This window comes from Streptomyces sp. NPDC027962 (genome assembly GCF_055566095.1).
The window spans coordinates 1-8,758 of the sequence record NZ_JBVHTA010000080.1; the positions used below are offsets into that span (position 1 = coordinate 1).

Genomic DNA, 8,758 nt, shown 5'->3' on the forward strand with positions numbered 1-8,758 from the left:
AGAACCCCAAGCCGTTCATCTGGACGAAGACCGCCGACGACATCCTCGACACCCTCGCCGCCTACTGCACACGAATTAACGACTCAGGACACTAGGGGCGGTTAGGGGGTGTTGCCGCACTCCCGCCCTCGATAGCGTCCCTATCCGAAGATCCCGGCCAGCGATGACCGCTCTCGCCGAATGAATGGGATCCATTCCATGCCGGTTCTCGGCAATCGACCTCGGAAAACCCAGGGAATGGTGGACGTGCCCAAGTCTCTTTATGAAATAGGCGAGTTTCCCCCGCTCGGTGAAGTCCCCGCGCAGATGTACGCCTCGGTGATCCGGCAGGACCGCTTCGGTGAGCCGAAGCATGCCTTCCGGACCGAGGTCGTCGACACCCCCAAGCCCGGCCGCGGCCAGGTCCTGGTGTACGTCATGGCCGCCGGGATCAACTACAACAACGTCTGGGCCTCGCTCGGCACCCCGATCGACGTGATCGGCATGCGCCAGAAGATGTTCGGCGCCACCGAGGACTTCCACATCGGCGGCACCGACGGCTCCGGCGTCGTCTGGGCCGTCGGCGAGGGCGTCAAGGACGTCAAGGTCGGCGACGAGGTCATCATGTCCGGCGCCAAGTGGGACGAGACCGCCCAGGACGTGCGCCTGGGCGCCGACCCGCTGTGGTCGACCTCGCTCAAGGCCTGGGGCTACGAGACCAACTACGGCTCGTTCGCCCAGTACGCCCTGGTCGACGAGTACCAGTGCCACCCCAAGCCGGCCACCCTGTCCTGGGAGCACGCCGGCAGCTTCATCGTCACCGCCGCCACCGCCTACCGGCAGCTGTGCGGCTGGGAGCCGCACACCGTGCGCCCCGGCGACCCGGTCCTCATCTGGGGCGGCGCCGGCGGTCTCGGCTCCATGGCCATCCAGATCGTCCGCCACCGCGGCGGCATCCCGATCGCTGTCGTATCCGACGAGGAGCGCGGCCGCTTCTGCATGGACCTCGGCGCCGAAGGCTTCATCAACCGCAAGGAGTTCGGCCACTGGGGCCGGCTGCCCGACGTCACCGACACGGCGGCCACCGAGGCCTGGAGCGCCGAGGCGCGCCGCTTCGGCAAGAAGATCTGGGGGATCCTCGGCGAGCGCCGCGCCCCCCGGATCGTCCTCGAGCACTCCGGCCAGGACACCCTGCCCACCTCGATGTTCGTCTGCGACTACGGCGGCATGGTCGCCATCTGCGGCGGCACCAGCGGCTACAACGGCGACCTCGACCTGCGCTACCTGTGGATGCGCAGCAAGCGCCTGCAGGGCTCGCACGGCTCCGACACCGCGCAGAATCGCGAGGTCATCAGCCTCGTCGGCAGCGGCCGCATCGACCCCTGCGTCACGTACTGCGGCACCTTCGAGGACATCGGTCCTGCCCACCAGATGCTGTACGACAACGCCCACCCGGCGGGCAACATGACTGCCCTCGTGAACGCCCCGCAGCGCGGGCTCACGTCCTTCGCCCGGTCCTGACGCGTTCGGCGCGCCATCCGAGGCGCCGTCCGAAGCGCCGTCCGGCGCGCCATTCGAGGCGCCGTCCGGGGCGCCACCCCTCCCACCGACTCCGCCGAAAGGTTCCACCGTCATGCGCGTTCTGTCCACCGTCACCGGCTCGCAGGGGCACGCCCGTGCCGTGCTGCCCCTCGTCCGGGCCCTCGCCGCGGTCGGCCACGAGGTCGTCGTCGCCCTGCCGCCGCACCTCGCCGAGGTGTACGCCGACTCCGGCGCCCGCGTCGAGCCCGTCCTGCCCAACTTCATCGCCGCCATGCAGGAGATGCGCCAGCTCCGGGGGAACCTCGAGAGCATGGCCCCGTCGCTGCTCGGCCCGAACGGGGAGGTCGACGAGCGCGCCCAGCTGATCGGCTTCGCCGGCGGCCCGCAGGTCGCCAGCGCCTACCGCGCCGTGCTGCCGCTCGCCGAGGAGTTCGGCCCCGACCTGGTCCTGCGCGACGGCGGCGAGCTCTCTGGCTGCCTGATCGCCGAGAGGCTCGGTATCCCGCACATCTCCGCCCCGTCCGGCGCCGGCAACCTCATCGACCCGGCCGGTCTCCTCCCGCTGCTCAACCAGCGCCGCGAGGAGCTCGGCCTGCCCGTCCAGGACGACAAGTGGTCCATCTACGCCCACGGCCGCATCGACTGCATGCCGGAGGGCTACGCCTTCAACGCCTTCGAGTCCCCGGAGCCGTTCCGCTACAGCCAGCCGATGCTCACCGACGGACACGGCGGCCTGCCGCCGGAGTTCGCCGAGCTGTCCGGTGACAAGCCGCTCATCCTCGCCTCCGTCGGCACCTCGCTGCCGGTCGTGATGGGCATGCAGCTGATGGGCATCGAGATGCCCGACGGCATGATGGACCCGGCCGACACGCTGCGCGCCATCGTCGGCGGGCTGTCCGCCCTCGACTGTCACGGCATCGTCTCCAGCGGCGGTCTGCCCGTCGAGGACCTGAACCCCGGCCCCAACGTCCACGTCGTCGACTGGGTCCCGCAGCCGCTGCTGCTGCAGTGCGCCCAGGTCTTCCTCACCCACGCCGGCTACAACGGCATCCGCGAGGGCATCAAGGCCGGCGCCCCAATGGCCACCCTGCCGCAGTACGCCGACGAGCCGCACAACGCCGTGCGCATCGGCGAGCTCGGTCTCGGCGCCCCCATCAAGGAGGTCACCCCCGAGGGCATCGCCGCGGTCTGCGAGCGCCTCCTCACCGACGAGAAGATCACCGCCAACGTCCGCACCGCGCACCGCCGGATGCTGGGCCTGCCCGGCATCGACGCCGCCGTCGCCCACCTGGAGCGGCTCGCGGGACACGAGCGGGCCGAGGCGTGAACACCAAACCGCACGACGGGCCCGCCGTGTTCGGGCTGCGACCGGGCGACCGCGCCCTGGTCGTGGCCCCCCACCCGGACGACGAGACCATCGGCCCGGGCGGCACCGTCGCACGCATGGCGGCCGAGGGCATCGAGGTCCACGTGCTGTGCGTGACGGTCCGCGCGGCCCGCATGTACGGCAGCGTCAGCGATCCGTCCACCCGCCTCGCGGAGTTCGAGAAGGCCTGCGCCGCGCTCGGCGTCACCCGCGCGGCGATCGCCTGGGTCGACGAGACCGGCGACCTCGACATCACCACCCGCGGGCGGTCCCTGGTCGACCTGATCGAGCGGCACGAGGAGGCGTCGCTGGTGGCGACGCGGCCCCGGCTGATGCTGATGCCGTCGGCCGGCGGCTTCCACCAGGACCACCAGGCCGTCCACCGGGCCGCGTTCGCCGCGGCCCGGGTCCAGGCCTCGGGCCTCAAGCCCACCCCCGAGCTGGTGCTCGGCTACCGGGGCGTCGAGGACCGCTGGTCCGCGCACAACGAGTCGTGGTGGGTGCACGTCGACACCACCCGGTTCTGGGGCGCCAAGGAAGAGGCCCTGCGGGCCTACGGCAGCCAGATGCGGGCCGAGGGGCCGCGGTCGATCGAGCAGATCCGGCAGGTGGACGCCGTCGCCGGCTCCTCCCTCGACTTCGGCTGTGCGGAGTCCTTCGTCCCCTACCGGATGGCTTACAGGCAGTCATGACATCGCCGCCGGCCCACGAAAGGGCCCGCGTCTTCATAGCAAGGAGACAGCACATGAGCGGTCAGCGCGTGGGCATGGTCGGCATCGGGTACGCCGGGCTCCCCCTCGCCGTCGAGCTGGCCCGCGTGGGCAACCACGTGACCGGCTTCGACATCGACCAGGAACGCGTGGACCTGGTCAACTCCGGGCAGTCCCCGGTGGACACCGTCACGCACGACGACATCCGCGCCCTCAGCGGCCGGCTGGACGCCTCCACGGACGCGTCCGTCCTCGCCGACTGCGAGGTGATCGTCGTCTGTGCGCCGACCCCCGTCCGCGGGGACCGCCCGGACCTCGGACCGCTGCTCGGCGCCATCAGGTCCGTACGGGACAACCTCCGTCCCAGCCAGCTGGTGGTCGTCGAGTCCACCACCCACCCGGGCACCACCGACAGCCTGGTGCTGCCGGTGCTCGAGGAGACCGGGCTCAAGGCGGGCACCGACTTCAACCTCGCGTACTCGCCCGAGCGCATCGACCCGGGCAACACCCGCTACGGCATTACCACCACGCCCCGGATCGTCGGTGGCCTCACCGCCGCCTGCGCTGACCGGGCCGTGGCGCTCTACCGCCAGGTCACCGAGGTCCACCGGACCCGCGGCATGCGGGAGGCGGAGGCCGCCAAGATCCTGGAGAACACCTACCGCCAGGTCAACATCGCCCTGGTCAACGAGTTCGCCCAGCTGTGCCACAGCATGGACATCGACGTCTGGGACACCATCGACGCGGCCGCGACCAAGCCGTACGGATTCACCTCCTTCCGGCCCGGCCCCGGCGTCGGCGGCCACTGCATCCCGGCCGACCCGCTGTACCTGGTGCACCACGTCGCCACCATGGGGCTGCCGTTCCACATGGCCGAGACGGCGCACCGCGTCAACGAGGGCATGCCGCTGTGGGTGGCCGACCGGGTCGTCAAGGAGTTGGAGACGGCGGGCGTGCCCGCCGACACCGCCACGGTGCTCCTGCTCGGCGTCACGTACAAGGCGGACACCGCCGACACCCGGCACACCCCCGCCGCGCCCCTCGCCCAGGCGCTGTTCGAGCGCGGGGTACGCGTCGTGTGCCACGACCCGTACGCCGACGGCCTGAGCTGGCCGGAGGGCCGGATCGAGTCCGTACCGGACCTGGACGAGGCCCTCGGCGCGGCCGACATGACCGTGCTGCTCCAGCGTCACCGGGAGTACGACACGGCCCACCTCGGCCGCACGGCCCGCCGGCTGTTCGACACCAGCGGCGCGGCCACGGACGTCGCCGGCGTCGTCCTCTAGAAGCCACGGCCCACCCCGGTGGAGAGCGGGGCGGAGGCGGTTTCTCCGCCCCGGTCTCCACCGTCGGGTGGGTTTGTCGTACCGAGGCTCTCCCTACTCTGAGGGCATTCGTCAAAAGGAGCGCTGACATGCAACTTGCCCTGGACCTCGACACCGTCATGACGGTCATGCTGGTCCGCTTCGCCCTGGTGGTCGCGGCCGTCTCCGTGCTTCTGATCATCGGATTCGCCATCGTGATCACCCTCAAGCGGAAGGGCCGGCTCGGTGACGTGCAGAAGCACGTCGGACCCGCCGCCCGGGCCCTGAGCCAGAGCCGCATGCTGAACACCGACCGCTACGGCCGCCGCCCCGGCATCCGGCGCAGCGCGCTGATCTCGGTCCTCGACTACCTCGGCCGCCAAGGAGAACGCAAGTGATCACGCAGCAGCTCACCGCCCTCGCGTCGGGCGGCGACCCGGAGAAGGACGAGATCCTCCACCACCTCATCCGGGACCACCTGTGGAAGGTCGGTATCGTGATCGTCGCCGCGTTGGTCGTCCTGACCGCCATGGTCGTCATCTACAAGAAGGTCGGCGTCAAGTAGCGTTCGCCGACGCCTCCCCAGCGGTGCGGCCCGGTAGCGGGCCGCGGCCGACCCCCTCCCCGGAGCAGTGCGCATGACACCGACGCCCGACGGCGGCCACTTCATCGACCGACTGGCCCCGGGCTGGCTGGTCGTCCAGTTCCTCGGCACCGGCATGGTCGTGGTGGCCCTGGTCACGGCCGAGGAGGACAGCCTGTGGATCTGGGGTGTGTACGCCCTCGGGGTCATCACCTGGCTGCTCTTCGTCGCCCTCCACTCGTGGCACCCGCGCACCGCCGCCGGCATGCTCGCCGTCAGCGCCCTGCTCCCGGCCCTCGTGGTCGGCGCGGCGGACGACTCGACGGCCGTCATCCTGCTCTGCGTGGCGCTGGGCCGCTTCACATCCCTCACGGCCCCGTCGGGCCAACTGATCGCCGCGGTGACGGTCGTCTGCCTGATCCTGACCTGGATCAGCTGCACGATCGCGGACCGCCCGCTCAGCGACGTCCTCGGCTATCCGCTGCTGATCCTGGTCCTCACCCTCCTCGGCCTCAACCGCCGCCAGTCGCAGCTGCGCGCCGAACAGGCCGAACAGCTCCTCGACCAGTCCCGGTTGGTCCAGCGGGAACAGGCCCGCGCGGCGGCGCTCGCCGAGCGCACCAGGATCGCCCGGGAGATGCACGACGTCCTCGCCCACTCCCTGGGCGCCCTGTCCGTCCAGCTGAAGGTGGCGACGGCGCTCATCGAGAAGGGCGACACGGAGGCGGCGCTCACCCGGGTCCGCCGCGCCAACCGCCTGGCGGACGAGGGTCTCACGGAAGCCCGCAACGCGGTGGCGGCCCTGCGAGAGGACGTCCCCTCGCTCCCCGAAGCCTTCGAACGGCTGGTGGAGGCCCACCGCCAGAACCACCCCGGTGAGGTCACCCTGCGCATCACGGGGGAGCAGCGGCGCCTAGAACCGGCCGCCGCTGTCACGCTGTTGCAGGCCACCCGCGAGGCCCTGACCAACGCGGCGAAGCACGCGGCGGGGGAGCGGGTGGCGATCGCGGTGGACTTCGGAGCCGACGCCGTCCACCTCAGGGTGGAGAACACCACCGGCCAGGCCGGCCCACCGGACGCGGACCACGTCCCGGGCTACGGCCTGACGGGCATGCGCGAGCGCATCGCCCTGGTCGACGGCACGCTCGCCGCGGCCAGGGAGGACGACGGCAGGCTCTGGGTGGTGACGGCCCAGGTGCCCGCCTGACGCATCCCGAATAACCCCGCCCTCAGAACTGGATCTTCCCGATGAGCTCGGTCAGAGTCGAGGTCCCGCTGAGCAGCCACGGCCCGATGTTCGCCGTCTGTCCGAGGAAGAGCCCCATCAGCACACACAGAACGGCATGGCCGAGCTTGAGCCCGCCGCCACGCCAGACGAAGAAGATGATCACTCCGAGTAACAGCAGAACCACGACGGAGACGGCCACGGGGAATCTCCTCCTGAACGAGGTAGCCACATTTACCCCGAAACGCTACTGACCCGCCTCCCGGCCCCACCTGGTCCCGCAGGTGGAGAGGCAGGTGGAACCGCCAGGTGGAGCTCCCGGGTGGAGCCTCCACCGACGGCTTACGAGAATCGACGACGGATCCTCGCTCGACCGGGACGCCGCCTTCATCAAGACGACGCTCCACCAGCGTCCCGACTTCGCCGAGCGACTCGGCTGCGAGGGCTTCCCGGACGGCTGCGTCGAGGTGAACGAGTTCGCCCAGACCAGCGTCCCCGGTGTATACGCCGCGGGGGACAGGGCCCGGCGCGCCACCGTGCCGATACCGCTCGCCGCCGTCGTCGCGGCAGCGGCCAGCGGAACCGTCGCCGGCAGCGTCATCGACCAGGACCTGGTCAGCGCCGACTTCAAATCCCCAACCCGTTTGCGTCCGGGAGGGCGTGACCCACGATGTCCGAACGCACCACCGCCGAAACCTCCGCCGACCGGCCCGGGGGCACCGGCTCCGAGGAACCGACCCACCGTAGTAACGTCCCGCTCGCCTCCGCTGGCGCTTCGCGCCCGACGCGCGGGCTGCGGCGTCCGCCAGTTCAGCGAGGACACGGACGGGGAGCAGCTCAGCTGCCTCACCAACGCCGCCCGCCTCCTGCCCGACGACGGCCTCTTCGTCGTCCAGGGCTTCGTCTCGGACACCGCACGCTTCGAGATGGCCAGGCAGAGCCGGCAGCTCATGGAGGCGGCCCAGTCCGAGGACAGCAGCCTCAACATCGGCGTGGCCCGCCACGACCCGGTCACCCAGCGGATGTGGCCCCACTACAGCCTCCGTGACTCCGCCAACTCCCGCGACCACATCGTCCAGTTCCGGTACGTGTGGCCCAGCGAACTGGACCTCATGGCCCGACTGGCCGGACTCCTTGGCGCATGCGTATGTCCAGTCCGCCCATCTTCCGCCTTTCGCCGCTGCCGTGCCGTGCGGTGAAGAAGTCGGAGGACAGGCACGCCGGGTTCCCGCGACTTGGCGGGGTACCGCAGGGCACCGGCGCCCGACCCCCTCCACGTCAGCGACGCGTAGGGAACAGGAGCCCCACATGAACCGCAGGCGGTTACTCCGCGCCACCACCGCCCTCGGCGCCACGGGCGCGCTGGCAGGCGCCACCGCCACCATCCCCGCGGCCGCCGCCGATGCGTCCCGGCCGCTGCGTATCCACGTCGTGATGTTCGACGGGGTCGAGGAGCTGGACCTCGCCGCCCCGTGCGAGGTCTTCTCCGCCGCCGGTTTCTTCACCCCGCGCCCGGTGGAGGTCCGTTACGTGTCGGCCTCCGGCGCCCGTACGGTCACCGCCGCCTACGGCGCGTTGATCCGGGGCGTCCGGCCCTGGGCCCCGACGAGGCGGACGTGCTCGTCGTCCCAGGCGGCGGCTATGCCCGACGTGACAGACCCGGCGTCTGGGCGGAGATCGACCGCAGCGCCCTGCCCCGCGCCCTCGCGGCCGCCGTACACCCCTCGCTCACCATCAGCGCCCTGTGTACGGGCGTCATGCTGCTCTCCGCCGCCGGCCTCACCCGCGGCCGCCCCTGCACCACCCACCACAAGGCCAGGCCCGACCTCCAGCAGCAGGGCGGCGTCCTGAAGAACGCCCGCGTCGTCGACGACGGCGACCTCGTCACCGCCGGCGGCATCACTCAGGCCTCGAACTCGCCCTCTGGCTCGTCCGCCGCGAACTCGGCCCGGACCCGGGACAGACCCCGGCCCAGGAGGCGAGGTGCTTGGCGGAGGGGAAGCGGGCCATGTCGCCGCCGGTCTCCGCGATGATCACTTCGGCGACGGC

General features: G+C 71.2%; 10 protein-coding genes and 1 pseudogene. 9 read left to right on the forward strand and 2 right to left on the reverse strand.

What is annotated here, in order from left to right:
- Nucleotides 1–237: 237 nt before the first annotated feature.
- The 7 genes from ccrA to ACZ4SA_RS36315 all read left to right on the forward strand — a co-directional run bounded on the left by ccrA (nt 238) and on the right by ACZ4SA_RS36315 (nt 6,691).
- A complete protein-coding gene (gene ccrA, locus ACZ4SA_RS36285; protein WP_468282909.1) occupies nt 238–1,500 on the forward strand; it encodes a crotonyl-CoA carboxylase/reductase in 1,263 nt (420 codons plus the stop codon).
- A 112-nt stretch (nt 1,501–1,612) separates the two neighbouring features.
- The gene (locus ACZ4SA_RS36290) at nt 1,613–2,848 is read left to right on the forward strand and encodes a nucleotide disphospho-sugar-binding domain-containing protein (protein ID WP_468282912.1); all 1,236 of its coding nucleotides are present in this window, start codon (nt 1,613–1,615) and stop codon (nt 2,846–2,848) included.
- Nucleotides 2,845–3,579 (forward strand): PIG-L deacetylase family protein, encoded by a 735-nt coding sequence (locus ACZ4SA_RS36295; RefSeq protein WP_468282915.1) that lies wholly within the window; start codon nt 2,845–2,847, stop codon nt 3,577–3,579. The genes ACZ4SA_RS36290 and ACZ4SA_RS36295 overlap by 4 nt, the downstream gene beginning before the upstream one ends.
- Nucleotides 3,580–3,632: 53 nt before the next feature.
- Nucleotides 3,633–4,883 carry a nucleotide sugar dehydrogenase gene (locus ACZ4SA_RS36300; RefSeq protein WP_468282918.1) on the forward strand — a complete coding sequence of 417 codons (1,251 nt, stop codon included), beginning with the start codon at nt 3,633–3,635 and terminating at the stop codon, nt 4,881–4,883.
- Nucleotides 4,884–5,011: 128 nt separating this feature from the next.
- Nucleotides 5,012–5,299 carry a hypothetical protein gene (locus ACZ4SA_RS36305; RefSeq protein WP_468282921.1) on the forward strand — a complete coding sequence of 96 codons (288 nt, stop codon included), beginning with the start codon at nt 5,012–5,014 and terminating at the stop codon, nt 5,297–5,299.
- Nucleotides 5,296–5,466: a hypothetical protein gene (locus tag ACZ4SA_RS36310; protein WP_468282924.1), complete on the forward strand. Its 171-nt coding sequence runs from the start codon at nt 5,296–5,298 to the stop codon at nt 5,464–5,466. The genes ACZ4SA_RS36305 and ACZ4SA_RS36310 overlap by 4 nt, the downstream gene beginning before the upstream one ends.
- Before the next feature lie 73 nt (nt 5,467–5,539).
- Nucleotides 5,540–6,691 (forward strand): sensor histidine kinase, encoded by a 1,152-nt coding sequence (locus ACZ4SA_RS36315; RefSeq protein ID WP_468282927.1) that lies wholly within the window; start codon nt 5,540–5,542, stop codon nt 6,689–6,691.
- A 22-nt stretch (nt 6,692–6,713) separates the two neighbouring features.
- Here ACZ4SA_RS36315 and ACZ4SA_RS36320 read toward each other — a convergent pair whose 3' ends face one another.
- The gene (locus ACZ4SA_RS36320; RefSeq protein WP_468282930.1) at nt 6,714–6,911 is read right to left on the reverse strand and encodes a hypothetical protein; all 198 of its coding nucleotides are present in this window, start codon (nt 6,909–6,911) and stop codon (nt 6,714–6,716) included.
- 94 nt (nt 6,912–7,005) lie between these two features.
- On the opposite strand from ACZ4SA_RS36320, the gene ACZ4SA_RS36325 reads away from it, so the two are divergent.
- Nucleotides 7,006–7,908, forward strand: a complete 903-nt coding sequence (locus ACZ4SA_RS36325; protein WP_468282933.1) for an FAD-dependent oxidoreductase — start codon at nt 7,006–7,008, stop codon at nt 7,906–7,908.
- 417 nt (nt 7,909–8,325) lie between these two features.
- Nucleotides 8,326–8,559, forward strand: a pseudogene (locus ACZ4SA_RS36330) (type 1 glutamine amidotransferase family protein); the annotation flags it as partial.
- A gap of 49 nt (nt 8,560–8,608) precedes the next feature.
- On the opposite strand, the gene ACZ4SA_RS36335 reads toward ACZ4SA_RS36330, so the two are convergent.
- Nucleotides 8,609–8,719, reverse strand: coding sequence for a transposase (locus ACZ4SA_RS36335; RefSeq protein ID WP_468282936.1), 111 nt, complete (start codon nt 8,717–8,719; stop codon nt 8,609–8,611).
- Between the last annotated feature and the right edge of the window lie 39 nt (nt 8,720–8,758).

Coding starts and splice junctions, on each gene's coding strand:
- ACZ4SA_RS36335 (WP_468282936.1), bottom strand. CDS start 8,719: ATGGCCCGCTTCCCCTCCGCCAAGCACCTCGCCTCCTGGGCCGGGGTC.
- ACZ4SA_RS36315 (WP_468282927.1), top strand. CDS start 5,540: ATGACACCGACGCCCGACGGCGGCCACTTCATCGACCGACTGGCCCCG.
- ccrA (WP_468282909.1), top strand. CDS start 238: ATGGTGGACGTGCCCAAGTCTCTTTATGAAATAGGCGAGTTTCCCCCG.
- ACZ4SA_RS36290 (WP_468282912.1), top strand. CDS start 1,613: ATGCGCGTTCTGTCCACCGTCACCGGCTCGCAGGGGCACGCCCGTGCC.
- ACZ4SA_RS36300 (WP_468282918.1), top strand. CDS start 3,633: ATGAGCGGTCAGCGCGTGGGCATGGTCGGCATCGGGTACGCCGGGCTC.
- ACZ4SA_RS36305 (WP_468282921.1), top strand. CDS start 5,012: ATGCAACTTGCCCTGGACCTCGACACCGTCATGACGGTCATGCTGGTC.